We start from the raw sequence: 16,370 nt of genomic DNA, 5'->3' as shown, positions 1-16,370 counted from the left end.
GAACACCATGCGTATTCTTCATACTTCCGACTGGCATCTTGGCCAGACCCTTCATGGTCAGGATCGCGACTTCGAGCACGCCTGTTTTCTCGATTGGCTGTTGGCACAACTCAAGACGCGCCGCCCCGATGCCCTGCTCATCGCTGGCGACGTCTTCGACACGATCAACCCGCCGGTCAAGGCGCAGGAGCGCCTCTATGACTTTATCGTACAGGCACACCTGGCGCTTCCTACCCTAACGGTGGTGATGATTGCAGGCAACCATGACTCTGGAGCCCGGATCGAACTCCCCGCTCCGCTCATGCGCAGCCTGCGGACCCATGCGTTAGGGCGAGTGCTCTGGCTGGATGACGGCTCGCTGGATGCCAGGCGGCTAATGGTTCCGCTTACCGATGCAAACGGCGCGATCAGAGCCTGGTGCCTAGCCCTGCCTTTTTTACGACCGGCAGAAGTAACGGGGGGAAGTGATGCTACCTATATGGAGGGTATCGCCAAGGTACACGCAGAGCTGATTGCCCACGCTGAAACACGTCGCACACCAGGCCAGGCCCTTATTGCCATGAGCCACGCACACTTGGCGGGAGGCCAGGTATCGGAGGATTCAGAGCGCAATATTATTGTTGGTAATGCCGAAGCTCAACCTGCCTCTCTGTTTCCACCAAGCATTGCCTACGTGGCATTGGGTCATTTGCATAAGCCGCAAAAGGTAGCCAAGCAGGAGCGTATCCGGTACAGCGGATCTCCCCTTCCCCTCTCGTTCGCGGAAGTGGACTATCCTCACCAGATTCTTGATGTTCAGTTCGAAGGAGAAGCGCTCAAGACTGTCGAGAGTATTCGGATCCCGCGAGCCGTGGACATGGTGCGCCTGGGCCCTGCACCACTGGCAGATATCCTTGAGCATCTCAAAAGCCAATCCGAAATCGACCTCTTCAATACACCCGAAAGCCACTTAACTCCCTGGCTCGAAGTCAGAGTCATACTCGACGCACCCCAACCCGATCTACGGCAGCGGCTGGAGTCTGCTCTTGAAAGAAAATCGCTGCGCCTCGTACGGATCGGCGTGCAATACGCGGGAGCCGTCAGTACTTCCAGCGAGTCGCCGGAGCTGGTGGCGCTGGAGCAACTGACGCCACAAGAGCTTTTCAGTCGCGCCTGGCAGGATACCTATGGGCAAATGCCAGAATCGTCCACACTGGACGATTTTGCCCAGTTGCTTGAAGACATCGCACTGGGAGAACAGGCATGAAGATTCTGGCCGTTCGCCTGAAAAACCTCGCCTCTCTTGCCGGCCCGCATGAGCTGGACTTCACCGCTGAACCCCTTGCCAGCACCGGCCTGTTTGCCATTACCGGTCCAACCGGTTCAGGCAAGAGCACACTGCTGGATGCCCTTTCGCTAGGGCTGTTTGGTGAAGTGCCACGCCTTAGCAATGTGCGCAAGGAAGCCAAGGTGCCAGACGGCGATAACGAAATTGCTACAGGCGATCCACGTACCCTTCTTCGCCGCGGTAGCGGTGCAGGCTATGCTGAAGTGGACTTCCTGGGTATCGACGGTTACCGCTACCGTGCACGCTGGGAAGCCAATCGCGCTCGAGACAGAGCGGATGGAAAACTGCAGCCCAGCCGCCAGAGCCTGCGGAACCTGGACACGCAGCAGCTATTGGCAGCCGACAAGAAAGCCGAATTCAAAACCCAGCTTGAGCAGCGCCTGGGTCTTACCTTTGAACAGTTCACCCGCGCAGTACTACTGGCGCAAAGCGAGTTCAGCGCCTTTCTGAAAGCGGACGACAACGGCCGCAGCGAACTCTTGGAAAAACTGACCGATACTGCGATCTATAGCCAGCTTGGCCGACGCGCCTTCGAACGGGCGAAACAGGCTAGGCAATCCCTTGATCAACTGGAACAGCAAGCAGGTGGTATCCGCCCCCTAGACGACGCTGGCCGCACAGCACTCGAAACCCAATGCCAGAGCACGCTGGAGGCCTTGGCCCGCATTCAGGTCGAGCTTGGTGAGGTGGAACAGCAGCGGCGCTGGTTAAGGGATTTGAAGCGATTGGAGCAGGAGCTTGCTCAGGCCCAGACAGCGCGTACAACAGTGCGGCAGCAACACGATGAGCATACAGAGGCGCGCCAGACGCTTCATTGGCTTGATCAGTTGCTACCACAGCGTCATCGCTATCAGCAGAAGGCGCAGCTTGAGCATGACATGGGCCAGCTGGCGGCCCACCTCATACAGCTTGAACAGCAGAAGCAAGCGATTGAACAACGCCTGGACGAGTTGACAGAACGCCAGCAGCACGCTCAAACCCGTCGCCAAACCGCGGAAGAAGCCCTGCATCAGAGTGCCGATTCACTGCAACAGGCTTTTCAGGAAGAGAACGACCTCAGCCGCCTCAAGATCGACGTCCAGCAGACCCGCGAGGCGTGGCGTCAAGAGGACTCGTTTCAACGCGAATCCCTGGCAAGGATCAACGCCTTGGCAACTACCGAGGTGGAGCAACGTCAGGCACTGGAGCAGATAGCCACACAGCTTCAGACAAGCGAGGCACTGTCAGCATTATGTGATGCCTGGTCAGCCTACCGACCTCGCCTTCAGCAGAACCTGCAGCTCGGCGAGTGCTTGGCGGGATCCCGCCTGCGCATTCCCCAGTTACAGGCTGCTGTAAAAAAAGCCCAGGAAGAGGCCGATACTTATCAGACAGCCATCCAGACGCTCCAGCAGGAATCCGGCGCGGAAGGCAACCTGAGCGAGCAAATCCAGGCGCTGACGCAACAGCAACAGGCCAGCCGTCCCTTGCTCAGCTCACTGGAACGACTCATCTATCTCTGGCAACAAGGAGAAGAGCTCGAAGGCTATTGGCTCAGTAATCAGGAAAAGCAGACAGCGCTCTTGCAGGAGCGGGCCCACACCATAGCCGAGGGTAAGCGCGCCGCTGCAGAGCACGCCGAAGCCGAGCGCGACCTCAAGCTCACCCTTGCCGTACTTGAGCGGCAACGGCTGATGCGTAGCGTAAGCGTGGAAAAGCTGCGTGCCCAACTCGTAGAAGGCGAGCCCTGCCCTGTGTGCGGCAGCCAGGAGCATCCTTTTCATCAGGAGAGTGTTCTGGCAAAAGCTATAGCCTCCCATGAAGCTCGGGAAGAAGAGCAGGCTCGACTACATGTGCAACAGCTGTACGAACGCCTGATTGGTCTACGAAGCGCTGTTGCCGGTCTGAATGAACGACTCAAGGATCTCAAGCAGCAAGAAGAACAGCTGACCGCACAGCAGTTGGGAATACATGAGCAGCTGCGAGGCCACCCGGAAGGCAAGACACTTCTCGCCCAACCTGAGGAGCATCGCTCTTTCTGGCTGAACGAACAATTGACAGCACTCAGCAAGCGCATCCAGACCGAAGAAACGCGCCTGCAGTTCCTATTGAATCACCAGCAAAAAATCGATGGCTTACAGGAGCGTTGGCAAACCGCCCGCGAGCGTAGCCAGCAGGCCGCATGGGAGTTGGAAGAACACCTGAAAGCCATCCAGCAGGATGAGCTTCGACACGCTCAGGAGCTGGCTGAACTCACTGCACTACTGCCTGCACCCTGGCTGGAACATTGGCAACAGCAGCCCCAGCCTACGTTTACGCGCTTGGAAGCACTCATAGAAGCTCGACACCATTACCTGCTACGGAAACAGGAGCTGGAAAAGACATTGACGACCTGCACGTCCGACCTCGAGCGTGAGCGTTATCAACAGCAGACCAGACTTCAGCAGCATGAAAAGCTTTCCAGTCTGCTGGCAACACTGGAAGAACAATTGACGAGTGGTCAGCTGCGCCTTCAGACAACATTGGGTGAACATGCCAGCCCCCATGCCTGGCAACAGGCATTGAACCAATCCGTTGAACAGGCACGCCAAGCAGAGAGTCAAGCCAGGGAAGCCTGGAATGAGGTCAATCTGAACCATGAGCAATTACGCCATACTGTTGAGCTCAAGCGAGGCGAAGCGCAAAAGCTGGACTCCGCACATCGTCTACTCCTCGTCGAGCTTGACGCCTGGCGGGCCCAGCACAGTACGCTTGACGAGACACTGCTGACTCGACTGCTGGGTATCGATGACCGTGAGCACACTGCCTTGCGCCAGCAGTTGCAGGCCCTGGAACGGGCTGTCAATGAGGCTGATGTGGTCGTTCAAGAGCGTGAAAAACGTCTGGCAGCCCACCGGACCGAGCGGGCCGACCTTCCTGAGCCGGAGACGCTGGAGCAGCGCTGGACAGAGCTGAGCCAACTCAACCAGGCCTCTCAGGAACGTCATGCCGAACTACGGGCTGAAATCGCTGAAGACAACCGTCGGCGCACACAAAGCGCTGAGTTGCTGAACGCGATCGAGAGCGCCCGCGCGGAGTATCTTCGCTGGGCCAGGCTGGACGAGCTGATCGGCTCTGCCGATGGTCATACCTTCCGCAAGATTGCTCAAGGCTACAATCTGGATCTGCTGATCCATCATGCCAATGCTCAACTCCAGCAGCTGGTCCGCCGCTATCGGCTCAAGCGAGGCGGCAGTGCGCTAGGGATCTTGGTTAAGGATACCGAAATGGGCGATGAGCTGCGCTCGGTACATTCTCTGTCCGGTGGAGAAACATTTCTCGTTTCACTGGCACTGGCCCTGGGTCTCGCCTCCATGGCGTCGACTAACCTGAAGATCGAGTCGCTGTTTATTGATGAGGGCTTTGGCAGCCTTGACCCTGATTCGCTACAGCTTGCCATGGACGCATTAGACGGACTTCAAGCTCAAGGCCGCAAGGTTGCTGTTATTTCCCATGTCCAGGAAATGCATGAGCGTATTCCTGTCCAGGTGCAGGTATGCAAACAGGGCAACGGATTGAGTACGTTAAGAATCCAGGGGCCGACGCCTCGCTTTATTGACTAAGCCATGCTGCCGGGCATCACCGTCCAGTGGCGCTCACACGAACCGAGCGCCACTCGTGATCATTTTATTTTTTCAAACGTCTGGCTATCCGCTGGGCGCACATCCGGGAGCAGTGACTGAAGCACGATTCCTTTAGGAAGCGTTTCTTACACGTATGTCCTACAGGTTTTTGCGGTTTCGAACAGATTGCAATCAGCCCCGCTGACGGGTCAGCTGTACGCCGATTGGCGCAAAGGTATCTCATGTCGATACCCAGGCGTTATGGAGCGACACCAGGGAAAGTCCGCGCGACCAGAATGCCAGGAAAGAATAAACATCACTTATGGCAGAAGCGTGCAAGCGGTAGCGAACTCGCCCGAACTGTCACGGCAAGCGTCCGCCTGCTCATCACTTATAGGCATCAGCCGGAAGTAGCAGGCCCATCCTTCAGGCCTGCTACCCAAGCATTTACGTTATGCCAGGCTCTTGCTTACCACCTCATACACATCGATCGAGAGCTGACCGCTTGCCATGATCCGCTCCAGTTCCCCACGCATGAGTTGCTGGCGGGTTTCATCGTACTTGCGCCAGCGGGTCAACGGCGTTAGCAGGCGGGATGCAATCTGCGGATTCAAGGCATTGAGCGTAATGATCTGATCAGCCAGGAAGCGATAACCGCTGCCGTCTTTTTGATGGAAATTGATCAGGTTCTGGTTGGCGAAGGCGCCGATAAGTGCACGAACCTTGTTGGGGTTCTTCAAGGTGAAGGCAGGATGCCCCATCAATGCCTTGACGCGGTCTAAACCACCCGGACGGTAACTGGCCGCCTGCACACTGAACCAGGAGTCCATGACCAGCGGATCATTCTTGTAGCGCTCGGCAAAGCGCTCCAGCACCTCGGTCTTCTCCGCCTCGAAGTCGGAGTTTACCAAGGCTGACAGCGCCGCCAGGCGTTCCGTCATGTTGTCACAGTTGTCGAACTGCTCCTGAGCCGCTGCAACCACTTCCGGCTTGCGGCTCATCATGAGATAGCCTAGTGCGATGTTCTGCAAACTGCGGCGGGCAATATGATCCGCCTGGGCAACATACGGCGTATTGCGTGAGGTTTCGCGGTTCGCCTGATAGCGCTTCCACAGCGGCTCATACAACGCCTTAACCAACTCATCACGAGCGAAGTCACGGGCAGCATGGATAGCATCGATATCGGCGACCTCAGACAGCTCGACCAGATACGCCTCCGTTGGAAGCGCCAGCATTTCTGCCACCATAGCCTGATCCAGGCGCTCGTCCTCCAGTACCGTGCGCAGCGCCTCGACAAGACGTTGATCGAGTACCATCACCTCACCCTTCTGCTGCTGAACGATCAGCTCCTGCAAGACCTGTACAGCCAGTTGCTGACCAGCATCCCAACGATTGAACCCGTCGGAATCGTGCTGCATGAGGAACATCAGCTGCTCACGCGTATAGGGGAAGCTAAGCTTGACCGGTGCGGAAAATCCGCGCAGCAATGAGGGCAGCGGTTTTTCCATAATACCTTCGAACGTAAAGGACTGCTCAGCCTCGGTTACGGCAATCACGCGATCTGTTACAGCGTCTTCCGTCTCACCAGCAAGGCGTAGCGGCAGTTCTTGCCCTTGCCCTCCCAACAGCCCTAACTTGACCGGAATTACGAAGGGCTCCTTGGTGGGCTGGCCAGGGGTTGGCGGGCAGCTCTGGCGGAAGGTCAGCGTATAGGTCTTGGCCTGTTCATCAAAGGCTTCAGCCACCTCCAGACGCGGTGTACCGGACTGGCTGTACCAGCGTTTGAACTGAGTGAAGTCGACGCCGTTAGCATCCTCCAAGGCCTTGACGAAATCCTCGACCATGACCGCCTGGCCATCATGGCGCTCGAAGTACAGATCGGTCCCCTTGCGGAAACCATCTGCACCTAACAGGGTGTGCAGCATACGCACCACCTCAGCACCCTTTTCATAGACAGTCAGGGTGTAGAAGTTGGAGATCTCGATAAAGGAATCCGGGCGCACCGGGTGTGCCATCGGACCGGCGTCCTCTGCGAACTGATTGGTCCGCAGAAAAGCCACGTCCTCGATACGCTTGACTGTTTCCGAGTTCATGTCGGAGGAGAATCCGGCATCACGGAATACGGTGAAGCCTTCCTTCAGGGACAGCTGGAACCAGTCACGGCAAGTGACACGGTTACCCGACCAGTTATGGAAGTATTCATGGGCAACGATAGCCTCGACCCGCTGATGCGCGGCGTCTGTGGCAGTGTCCGGGCTTGCCAGAACAGCGCTGGAATTGAAAATGTTCAGCCCTTTGTTTTCCATGGCACCCATGTTGAAGTCGTTCACCGCAACGATCATGAAAATATCCAGATCGTATTCACGGCCATAGACTTCCTCATCCCAGCGCATGGAGCGCTTGAGGCTGTCCATGGCATGCTGCAGCTTGCCGATGTTTTCCGGCTCCACATAGATCCGCAGGGCTACGTCGCGTCCGCTTCCCGTGGTATACGTATCCTCAATACACCAGAGATCACCGGCTACCAGGGCAAACAAATAAGACGGCTTCTTGAAGGGATCTTCCCAGGTCGCCCAGTGACGTCCGCCCTCTTCCTCACCGCTGGCAATCGGATTGCCATTGGAAAGCAGGATCGGATACTTGACCTTGTCCGCCTTGATGGTTGTGGTAAATACGCTCATCACATCCGGGCGGTCGAGGTAGTAGGTGATCTTGCGGAAACCTTCGGCCTCGCACTGCGTACAGAACATCTTGCCAGAGGTATACAGGCCTTCCAGCGCCGTATTGGTTTCCGGATGGATGCGTACAGTGGTGCTGAGAGTGAAGTTGTTGCCACAGGGCTGGATCGTCAGGTGATCGGACTCGACCTGATACTCATTAGGCGTCTGGGGCTCGGCATTGACCGACAGGCTCAACAGCTCAAGCTCTTCCCCCTGTAAAACAAGGGGTGGCAGACCGGCGCCTCGGTCAGGGTTACGCCGCATATGCAACTCGGCATGAACGAGCGTATGGTCATCGAACAGCTCGAACGTGAGATGCGTCTCGTCAATGAGGTACTCAGGGGCCTGATAGTCCTTGAGATGTATCGTCTTCGGTTGCTCGGTGCGCATGACGTAACCCTTATGCTAATTCACGACGGCGGTTGTACCGCGGCGGCTTAATGATGCACGGCCAGCTGGTAAGCTGTGTATTTGCGAATATTAATGACCCCGGTATCAAACATCAGGTATTGACCCTTGATACCAAGCAGTGTGCCTTCTACTACAGGCGTCTTCTCCAGATCGTGGCTAACAATCTTGGTGGGATACACCGTAACCGGATAATGAATCTGAAGCGGCTCCATGTCGACTATTGGTTGGATCGCCTGCAGGCCAAAACGCTCCTGAAGCACGTGCATCCCTTGCGCACAGGCATCCAGAATCTGGTCGCGCAGCGCAGCGAGGTCCGCCTGCTCTGCCTCTCCCTTGAGCATAGCGCGCCAGTTGGTGCGGTCTCCTACCTGGCTACGAAAAAGATCCTCCACCAGACCCGATTGCTGCCGGGTAGCCACACGCAAGATGGCCAGCGCCTGATGAGCACCCTGGTCGATCCAGCGAGTAGGGATCTGATTGGCACGCGTAATACCGACCTTAAGCCCTGAGGAGTTGGCCAGGTAGACGATATGGGGCGTCATGCAAAAAGACTCTCCCCACTCCGGCTCGCGACAGGTGCCATGCTCGAAATGGCACTTCTCAGGACTCATCATGCAGCTGTCGCACTGGGCAAGGGAGGTAAAACAGGGATAACAGTAACCCTGACCGAAGCTCTTCTTGGTCTTGCGGCCACAATGGATACAATGGATTTCACCCAGGTACTCCAGACGGATTCTTTCGCCAATCAGCGGATTGACGGGAATCTCTGTTTCGCCCAGGCGAAACGAATACTGCACGGGCTCGCCGAGACGCACCGTCATCTTGCTTAGCGCGCCGCGCCCTAACTCTGTCATGGTGTTGCACTACCCTTTAAATGAAAGCGCCACGGTTTAAGGCCGCGGCGCTTGGAACTGCGGTGATGCGAAGATCAATGAATCGCGTCGGACTTGAAGAGAAGATTGGGAATCGGCTCGGACTTTGAGCTGCATTCCTGTGGTCCCATGTAGCCGACTCGCTGGTCCTCCGGGACATGCCTGGCCTCATAGGCAATGACTGCCTGCAAACTGAGCTCGACCTGCTCGCGCGTCAGCTTGCGGCCATCCGGCCATTTACCGATTTCTACGGCGCGTTTTAGGTTCTCGTAGATTTCCGGCGTGATGTTATCGAGCATCTGGGCAAAGGGTGTGGACATGCTCCCGCTCCTGCTAAGTAGAAATACCGGCAAATAAAGGCTTAAGTGTAGCGGGAGGCGAATGCTTGCGCACAGCCATCCGGCAAGGCATGGCCCCTCCTGCAAGAAGCCATGCAAATATTCTATTTGGCGTCGGGCTGCGTTATTTTCAACTGCTGCGGCTGGGCATCTTTCACCGCAATCGGCTTGCTAAGCGCAACCCACTCACCTGACGTCGGATTTCCCTGTCGAGAGATACGCGCAACCAGCTGAACCTGATCAAAACCTGACAGCTTCAGCTGCGGCATCATCGCATCTGCGTCACTCAGCGATACCCTGGCAGGCAGGTCCGCTACTGTCAGACGCTTTACTGCCAATGGCATGGGTGGCCCTGATACAGCGCGGGCAAACACGAACACGGTATCACTCGCCTTGACACGTGAGCTCACGCCTGGATCAAGACTTACCGTGACGCTCAAGGTAACTGATTGAGTAGCACTGACTGAAGATACAGCTTCGCCGCTAGCGCCCATATAGCGCCGGGCCCGCTCGATACCACTTTGAATAGCCTTACGGGACGGATCGCCAGTAGGCAGCTGATCGACCAAGGTTTGCCAATGAGTGATTGCACCGGCGTAATCCTTCTGCTCGAACGCCGCTATGCCCAGGAGCCCAAGCGTAGTCAACTCCTTGGGATTAGCCTTGAGCGCTTCGTCAGCCAACGTCTTGACCTCCGGGGTCAAGACTTTACCGTCCGCAAAATACTGCGCCTGCGCCAGCTGCCCTAGCAGCTCAGGTTGACGCCCGGCCTGCCGGACTGCCTGGGTAAACGCATGAGCAGCCTCGCTGAAACGCTCCTGGCTCATATAGGTACGACCCAACAGATACCAGCCTTCAGAAGACTCAGGCTGGACGGCAACCGCGCGCTCTAGCCGGGAAGTCATTTCATCCATGGAGCGCGGCGGCTGGCTGAACTCGCGAGTGAGCTCGACCCGGTCGCTGGCACCCCAATGCAGGTAGAGTCCAAGTCCAACGAGCGGAACGATTAACGCCACGATCAACGGCGCAGCGCGCCCGCCTTTAGCGCTTGTGGCGTCAGTGTCTGCCTGCTGAGTGTCGGAAAGCAGCTCACGGGCAGCTTCGGAGCGGGCTTCTTCCCACTGCCCAGCAGTCAGCAAGCCTGCAGCGTGTTGCTGGGAGAGCTCTGTCAGTCGCTCCTCGTAAAGCTCAACGTTGACGGCGGCACGGTCTTTACCAGAAGCAACGTGCTGACGGCGTATCGCAGGAATCAGGAGGAAGCCCAAGGCAACGAGCAGCAGCAGCCCTATGGCGAGCCAGAAATCGATCATCAGGAATCTTTCTTTTTCAGAAGTGATGCAAGGCGTGCCTGCTCATCGGCAGACAATGGAGCATTGGATGGCAAGGTTTGTTGCTGGCGACGTCGAACGATGATCAGGATGATACAGAATCCTAAGATTAAAAACGCAGCCGGCCCATACCAGAGCAGCCAGGTCCGCTGTTCAACAGGCGGCCTGTACATGACGAACTCACCATATCGCGCCACCAGATAGTTGATGATCTGCTCATCGCTTTTACCTTCGTTCATCAGACGATGAATCTCTCCTCGCAAATCAGCGGCGATGGGTGCATTCGAGTCGGCAAGGTCCTGGTTCTGGCACTTCGGGCAGCGCAATTCACGCGTCAGTGCTTGAAAGCGCTCGCGCTCGGCATCGTTTGTATACGCGAAGGTTTCGATGGCAGCCTGTGCAACGCCTATCCATATAAACAGCAATAATAACGATGCTCCTATCCGGCGGATCATGGCGCCTCCATGAGCTGCTGGTAACGCGGCGCCAGCTCATCACGCCACACCTGTTGGCTTACAATGCCTACATGCTTGTAGCGGATGACGCCTTTGCTATCGATCAGATAGGTTTCTGGTGCGCCGTATACACCCAGGTTCAGACCCAGGCTGCCTTTGTCATCGCGAACGTTGAGCTGATAAGGGTTGTGGAATTCCTTCAGCCACCTCAATGCGCTGGCATTATCGTCCTTGTAATTGATGCCGTAGATGGTGATGCCCTGCTCTTTGAGCGTATTCAGAACGGGATGCTCCTCCCGACATGCGACACACCAGGTGCCCCATACATTGACCAAAGCGGGCTTGCCTTGAAAATCAACCTGAGTCAGGGTTCGGCCGGGGTCGTCAACAGCGGGCAATGAAAATGGCGGCAATGGCTTGTCGATCAGTGCGGACGGTAGCTCAGATGGATTCAGATACAGGCCCTTGAATAGAAAGCCAGCCATGGCAAGGAAAAGAACGAGTGGAATCAGTAGAACCAGGCGACGCTTCATGCCTGCGCCTCCTTGAGCCCCAGGGACCGACTGGCACGCTGACGCACCTTGAGTCGATAACGTTTGTCCGACATGGAAAGTAGTCCACCTAGCGCCATCAGCACGCCCCCCAGCCATATCCAGCGTACGAATGGCTTGATATGAATGCGGACTGCCCAGGCCCCGTCTTCCAACGGCTCACCAAGCGCCACGTATAAATCACACATAAGCCCTGCATCGATGCCTGCCTCGGTCATGACCGAGCGCTGTACTACATAAAGACGCTTTTCCGGATGCAGAACCGCAACATTCTGATTGCCTTTCGAGACCCGCAGAGTGCCATAGTCCGACTTGAAGTTAGGCCCCTCGAAATGCTGAGTGCCATCGAAAATGAAGTGATAACCTGCCAGCTCGACCGACTCCCCTGGCGCCATGCGCAGGTCGCGCTCAGCGGAGAACTGGGTAGAGAGCACTATCCCTAATGCCGACACCGCAAGCCCTAGATGGGCAGCCTGCATCCCCCAGTAACTGCGACCGAGGCTGCGAATACCCTTGAGCCAACCTTTATGGCGCGTCTTGTCCTGCAGATCGCGAAGGCCAGCCAGTACAACCCAGGACGCCAACGAGCACGCCGCCAGCACCGCCCAATGAAAGTCGCCCAGCATGAACGCTGCCAGCACGCCGAGAACAACGCTGACAATAAGTATTGGCATGAGCATGCCCTGCAACCAGCGCACAGGGGTGCTCTTCCAGCGCACCAGTACGCCGATTGCCAGTGCAATCATCAGTATGACCATCAGCGGTACAAACAGGGCATTGAAATAAGGCGGACCAACAGACAGCTTGGCACCGCTTAGCGCATCAATGATCAGCGGATACAGCGTACCCAGCAGGATCATGGACGCCGCTACGACCAGAATGAGGTTATTGATCAGCAGGAGCGTTTCCCGAGACCACAACTCAAATCCAACCTGACTTTTAACCACAGGTGCCCGCAGGGCAAACAGGATTAACGAGCTGCCTACCACGACCAGAAGGAAGGCAAGGATAAACACCCCACGGGTGGGATCTGAAGCAAACGCATGGACAGAGGTCAGCACGCCTGAGCGAACCAGGAACGTACCCAGAAGACTCAAGGAAAACGCAGCAATTGCCAGCAATACCGTCCAGCTCTTGAAGACTCCACGTTTTTCCGTGACGGACAACGAATGGATAAGCGCTGTCCCGACCAGCCACGGCATGAATGATGCGTTTTCTACCGGGTCCCAGAACCACCAGCCACCCCAACCCAGCTCGTAATAGGACCACCAGGAACCCAGGACAATACCGATACCCAGGAATGTCCAGGCCACCAGCGTCCAGGGCCGGGACCAGCGGGCCCATGCCGCGTCCAGACGCCCGCCCAGCAAGGCTGCGATGGCAAAGGCAAAGGCGACGGAAAACCCCACGTAGCCCATATACAACATAGGCGGGTGCACAATCAGCCCAACATCCTGCAACAAGGGATTCAGGTCATTTCCATCCACAGGCGACTGGGGCAGCAGGCGTGAGAATGGATTGGACGTCATGATCAGGAACAATAAGAAGCCTGAGCTGATCATTCCCATGATGGACAGAACCCGCGTCAGCATGTCTTCGGGCAATTGCCGGGAGAAGATGGAAACAGCAAACGTCCAGCCGCCAAGGATCAGAGCCCATAGCAGCAGCGATCCCTCATGCGCACCCCAGACTGCACTGAATTTGTAGTACCAGGGCAAAAGACTGTTTGAGTTCTCCGCCACATAGGTCACTGAGAAGTCGTTCGTCAGGAATGACCAGGTCAGGCAGCCAAATGAAAAAAGAAGGAAAGCGAATTGTCCCCAGGCCGCCGGCCGCGCAAGCCCCACCCATTGCCGGTTGCCTCGCCATGTGCCCAGCAAGGGAAACGTCGACTGGACCACAGCCATGCACAGCGCAAGTATCAGAGCCAGGTGGCCTAGTTCAGGAATCATGAATTTCTCGCATTACACTAAAAACAAAAATGCAGAGCCCGGCAGCATCAGCTGCCCTTCTGGTTACTAAACTGCTGGTAGGCGCCACTGTCCCTGAGGGCCTTGGTTACTTCAGGCGGCATGTAATTTTCGTCGTGCTTTGCCAACACTTCGTCGGCATTGAGCACACCGGATGCATCGAGCTTGCCTAACGCGACGATCCCCTGCCCTTCGCGAAACAGATCCGGCAGGATGCCATGGTACCTGATGGAAATGTGTTGAACGCCATCACTCACGATGAACCGTACATCGAGCGAGTCGGCCGATCGCTGGAGAGAGCCCCGCTCGACCATACCGCCCGCCCTGATACGAGTGCCCACGGGGGCTTCACCCGAAACGATCTGGCTGGGCGTGTAGAACAGGTTGATGTTCTGTTGCAATGCCGACAAAGCCAGGGCCACGGCGACCCCAACGCCAGCCAGAATCGCCAGAATGATCAAAAGACGTTTTTTACGGACAGCATTCACGGGTTTATCTCCCGACGCAGGCGGCGTGCTTCGCTCTGCAGATAACGACGGTGTGCCAGCCGTGGCATCACGATATTGATTATCAGGACCAGTGCAGTGATTCCGTAAGCTGACCACACATAAGGTCCGTGATGACCCATGGCCAGAAACTCGCTTATCGAATGAAACGTCATGTTTTACCCCTTTTACCAAGGCTCTCTTCAACCACTGCCTTGGCCCAAGACGTTCGTGATTCGCGACGTAAGATTTCAAGACGCATGCGCATCAGGACAACAGCGCCGAAGAAACAATAAAAACCAACCACCATTATCAGAAGCGGAAGCCACATCTCGATGGGCATTGCCGGTTTTTCGGTAAGCGTGAACGTGGCAGGCTGATGTAGGGTGTTCCACCATTCAACGCTGTATTTAATGATTGGCAGGTTGATAACACCTACGATGGCGAGTACCGCGCAGGCCTTGGCCGAACTTTCCCGATTGGAAATAGCCTGCCCCAACGCAATGATGCCGAAATACAGGAACAGCAGGATTAACATGGAAGTCAGCCGTGCATCCCACACCCACCAGGCACCCCAGGTTGGCTTGCCCCATATCGACCCGGTTACCAGCGCAACAAAAGTCATCCAGGCGCCTACGGGCGCTGCGCATTTGAGTGCAACATCGGCCAGCTTCATTTTCCAGACCAGGCTTACTACCCCGGCAATTGCCAGAAGCAGATACCCCGACTGCGCCAAAAATGCAGCAGGTACATGGATATAGATGATGCGAAAGCTATTACCCTGCTGATAATCCTGCGGCGCAAAGACCAGGCCCCATACCGTGCCTACCATAACGAAGCATGCCGCCGCCCACGCCAGGATGGGCAACCACCGGCTACTGATCTCATAAAACCATTTGGGCGAGCCCAGTTTATGAAAAAACGTCCACTTCATGACTGTTCCACATTATTCACCCACACTGATCCGTAACCCAGCGCCAATAGCGAACGGAGAGAACGTCAGCGATAAAACCATCAAACTTCCCAGCCACAAAAGCTGTCCTGCGGCGGGCATTCCATGAAGAGAGGCTTGCAATGCACCGCTGCCCAGAATGAGCACCGGAATGTAAAGCGGAAGAATAAGCAGAGCCAGCAGCAACCCGCCCCGCTTGAGCCCTACAGTCAGCGCTGCACCTACAGCACCCAGTAAACTCAACACAGGCGTACCGAGCAGCAACGACAGCAGCAGCACCCCCAAACACTGGACAGGAAGCCCCAGCATGAGCGCCAGGACAGGCGAGAGCACGATTAGCGCCAGCCCGGTAAACACCCAGTGCGCCATCACCTTGGCCAATACCAGAACAAAGAGTGGGTGCGGCGAGAGCACCCATTGCTCAAGTGAGCCGTCCTCAAAATCGCTACGAAACAGGCCGTCCAGTGAAAGCAATACCGCCAACAAGGCAGCGACCCAAATCAACCCTGGCGACAGCTCTTTCAACAGCTGGCTTTCAGGTCCCACCGCCAGGGGAAACAGGGCAATCACGATCGCAAAGAACACCAAGGGATTGGCCAGTTCCACCGGGCGTCGGCATAGCAGTAGCGCTTCACGTTTAAGCAGAAGCACGAAGAGCCCGCTCATGAGACCCCCTGCCCTAGCTCTAGCTGGCGATAGCGCGTCGGCGTTTGCGTCATTTGATGATGCGTAGTAAGCACCACTGCTCCACCCTGTTCACAGTGCTGGCTCAAATGCCGCTCAAGATGCTCCACCGCTTGGCGGTCGAGAGCCGTAAACGGCTCATCGAGTACCCACAGGGCAGGAGGGTCAAGATACAGGCGAGCCAATGCGACACGACGCTGTTGTCCGGCAGAGAGCGTATGGCAGGGAACATCCTCGAAGCCAGACAGCCCTACGCTGTCCAGAGCCTGCCAGATCGCTTCCCGAGTGGCGGGCTTGTTCAAAGCGCACAACCAAGTAAGGTTTTCCTCGGCGGTCAGGAGTCCCTTGATTCCAGTCGCATGGCCAAGCCAGAGTAACTGGCTGAACGGCTCGTGTCGCTGCCTACCAGCCAGACGCACCTCACCGGCCGTTGGAGCCATAAGCCCTGCCAGAAGACGTAGCAGACTAGTTTTACCGCTGCCATTCGGCCCCATTATCTGCAGCATTTCACCAGATTCGAGCACAAAATCCAGCTGCTCGAACAGCACGCGCTCGTCACGCTCACAGGTGAGCGCAACGGCTTCAAGACAAGGGGGTATCACTACACGCAACCATTGGCATCAAGTCGGAACGGAATCGGCCGCTATAGTAGGCTGGAAATAAGACCAAGCCCGTCAATTGGCCAGCATTATACAC

General features: G+C 56.5%; 14 protein-coding genes. 2 read left to right on the top strand and 12 right to left on the bottom strand.

Going from position 1 to position 16,370, the window contains the following annotated elements:
- The first annotated feature begins 7 nt into the window (after positions 1–7).
- Complete coding sequence (locus GM154_RS08820; protein WP_219651936.1) at positions 8–1,246, top strand: exonuclease SbcCD subunit D C-terminal domain-containing protein; 1,239 nt, start codon at positions 8–10, stop codon at positions 1,244–1,246.
- Positions 1,243–4,908: an AAA family ATPase gene (locus tag GM154_RS08815; RefSeq protein ID WP_219651933.1), complete on the top strand. Its 3,666-nt coding sequence runs from the start codon at positions 1,243–1,245 to the stop codon at positions 4,906–4,908. Before GM154_RS08820 ends, GM154_RS08815 begins: the two co-directional genes overlap by 4 nt.
- A gap of 452 nt (positions 4,909–5,360) precedes the next feature.
- Here the strand turns inward: GM154_RS08815 and pepN are convergent, their stop codons facing one another.
- The 12 genes from pepN to ccmA all read right to left on the bottom strand — a co-directional run bounded on the left by pepN (position 5,361) and on the right by ccmA (position 16,276).
- Positions 5,361–8,018, bottom strand: coding sequence for an aminopeptidase N (pepN, locus tag GM154_RS08810; protein WP_219651931.1), 2,658 nt, complete (start codon positions 8,016–8,018; stop codon positions 5,361–5,363).
- Between the two features lie 47 nt (positions 8,019–8,065).
- On the bottom strand, positions 8,066–8,893 hold the full coding sequence (locus GM154_RS08805) for a DUF2797 domain-containing protein (protein ID WP_219651929.1): 828 nt from the start codon (positions 8,891–8,893) through the stop codon (positions 8,066–8,068).
- A 74-nt stretch (positions 8,894–8,967) separates the two neighbouring features.
- Positions 8,968–9,231: a YeaC family protein gene (locus GM154_RS08800; RefSeq protein WP_010797960.1), complete on the bottom strand. Its 264-nt coding sequence runs from the start codon at positions 9,229–9,231 to the stop codon at positions 8,968–8,970.
- 122 nt (positions 9,232–9,353) lie between these two features.
- Positions 9,354–10,559, bottom strand: coding sequence for a c-type cytochrome biogenesis protein CcmI (gene ccmI, locus GM154_RS08795; RefSeq protein WP_219651927.1), 1,206 nt, complete (start codon positions 10,557–10,559; stop codon positions 9,354–9,356).
- Positions 10,559–11,029 carry a cytochrome c-type biogenesis protein gene (locus tag GM154_RS08790; RefSeq protein ID WP_037030874.1) on the bottom strand — a complete coding sequence of 157 codons (471 nt, stop codon included), beginning with the start codon at positions 11,027–11,029 and terminating at the stop codon, positions 10,559–10,561. Before GM154_RS08790 ends, ccmI begins: the two co-directional genes overlap by 1 nt.
- Entirely contained in the window at positions 11,029–11,565 is a 537-nt protein-coding gene (locus GM154_RS08785) for a DsbE family thiol:disulfide interchange protein (RefSeq protein WP_219651925.1), read from the bottom strand. Before GM154_RS08785 ends, GM154_RS08790 begins: the two co-directional genes overlap by 1 nt.
- Positions 11,562–13,535 carry a heme lyase CcmF/NrfE family subunit gene (locus tag GM154_RS08780; protein WP_219651923.1) on the bottom strand — a complete coding sequence of 658 codons (1,974 nt, stop codon included), beginning with the start codon at positions 13,533–13,535 and terminating at the stop codon, positions 11,562–11,564. Before GM154_RS08780 ends, GM154_RS08785 begins: the two co-directional genes overlap by 4 nt.
- Before the next feature lie 47 nt (positions 13,536–13,582).
- On the bottom strand, positions 13,583–14,041 hold the full coding sequence (gene ccmE / locus GM154_RS08775; RefSeq protein ID WP_010797955.1) for a cytochrome c maturation protein CcmE: 459 nt from the start codon (positions 14,039–14,041) through the stop codon (positions 13,583–13,585).
- A complete protein-coding gene (gene ccmD, locus GM154_RS08770; protein WP_219651920.1) occupies positions 14,038–14,214 on the bottom strand; it encodes a heme exporter protein CcmD in 177 nt (58 codons plus the stop codon). The genes ccmE and ccmD overlap by 4 nt, the downstream gene beginning before the upstream one ends.
- Positions 14,211–14,972 carry a heme ABC transporter permease gene (locus tag GM154_RS08765; protein ID WP_219651918.1) on the bottom strand — a complete coding sequence of 254 codons (762 nt, stop codon included), beginning with the start codon at positions 14,970–14,972 and terminating at the stop codon, positions 14,211–14,213. Before GM154_RS08765 ends, ccmD begins: the two co-directional genes overlap by 4 nt.
- 12 nt (positions 14,973–14,984) lie before the next feature.
- The gene (gene ccmB / locus GM154_RS08760; RefSeq protein WP_010797952.1) at positions 14,985–15,656 is read right to left on the bottom strand and encodes a heme exporter protein CcmB; all 672 of its coding nucleotides are present in this window, start codon (positions 15,654–15,656) and stop codon (positions 14,985–14,987) included.
- Positions 15,653–16,276, bottom strand: a complete 624-nt coding sequence (gene ccmA / locus GM154_RS08755; protein WP_219651916.1) for a cytochrome c biogenesis heme-transporting ATPase CcmA — start codon at positions 16,274–16,276, stop codon at positions 15,653–15,655. The genes ccmB and ccmA overlap by 4 nt, the downstream gene beginning before the upstream one ends.
- Between the last annotated feature and the right edge of the window lie 94 nt (positions 16,277–16,370).

It is taken from the genome of Pseudomonas sp. MAG002Y (assembly GCF_019400845.1).
GTDB lineage: Bacteria > Pseudomonadota > Gammaproteobacteria > Pseudomonadales > Pseudomonadaceae > Chryseomonas > Chryseomonas luteola.
The sequence above is the reverse complement of the archived record's forward strand: the minus strand, read 5'-3'. Positions and strand labels throughout refer to the sequence as shown.

Excerpts from the sequence above, each read along its gene's own strand:
- GM154_RS08820 (WP_219651936.1), top strand. The coding sequence starts at position 8 with ATGCGTATTCTTCATACTTCCGACTGGCATCTTGGCCAGACCCTTCAT.
- GM154_RS08815 (WP_219651933.1), top strand. The coding sequence starts at position 1,243 with ATGAAGATTCTGGCCGTTCGCCTGAAAAACCTCGCCTCTCTTGCCGGC.
- pepN (WP_219651931.1), bottom strand. The coding sequence starts at position 8,018 with ATGCGCACCGAGCAACCGAAGACGATACATCTCAAGGACTATCAGGCC.
- GM154_RS08805 (WP_219651929.1), bottom strand. The coding sequence starts at position 8,893 with ATGACAGAGTTAGGGCGCGGCGCGCTAAGCAAGATGACGGTGCGTCTC.
- GM154_RS08800 (WP_010797960.1), bottom strand. The coding sequence starts at position 9,231 with ATGTCCACACCCTTTGCCCAGATGCTCGATAACATCACGCCGGAAATC.
- ccmI (WP_219651927.1), bottom strand. The coding sequence starts at position 10,559 with ATGATCGATTTCTGGCTCGCCATAGGGCTGCTGCTGCTCGTTGCCTTG.
- GM154_RS08785 (WP_219651925.1), bottom strand. The coding sequence starts at position 11,565 with ATGAAGCGTCGCCTGGTTCTACTGATTCCACTCGTTCTTTTCCTTGCC.
- GM154_RS08780 (WP_219651923.1), bottom strand. The coding sequence starts at position 13,535 with ATGATTCCTGAACTAGGCCACCTGGCTCTGATACTTGCGCTGTGCATG.
- ccmD (WP_219651920.1), bottom strand. The coding sequence starts at position 14,214 with ATGACGTTTCATTCGATAAGCGAGTTTCTGGCCATGGGTCATCACGGA.
- GM154_RS08765 (WP_219651918.1), bottom strand. The coding sequence starts at position 14,972 with ATGAAGTGGACGTTTTTTCATAAACTGGGCTCGCCCAAATGGTTTTAT.
- ccmB (WP_010797952.1), bottom strand. The coding sequence starts at position 15,656 with ATGAGCGGGCTCTTCGTGCTTCTGCTTAAACGTGAAGCGCTACTGCTA.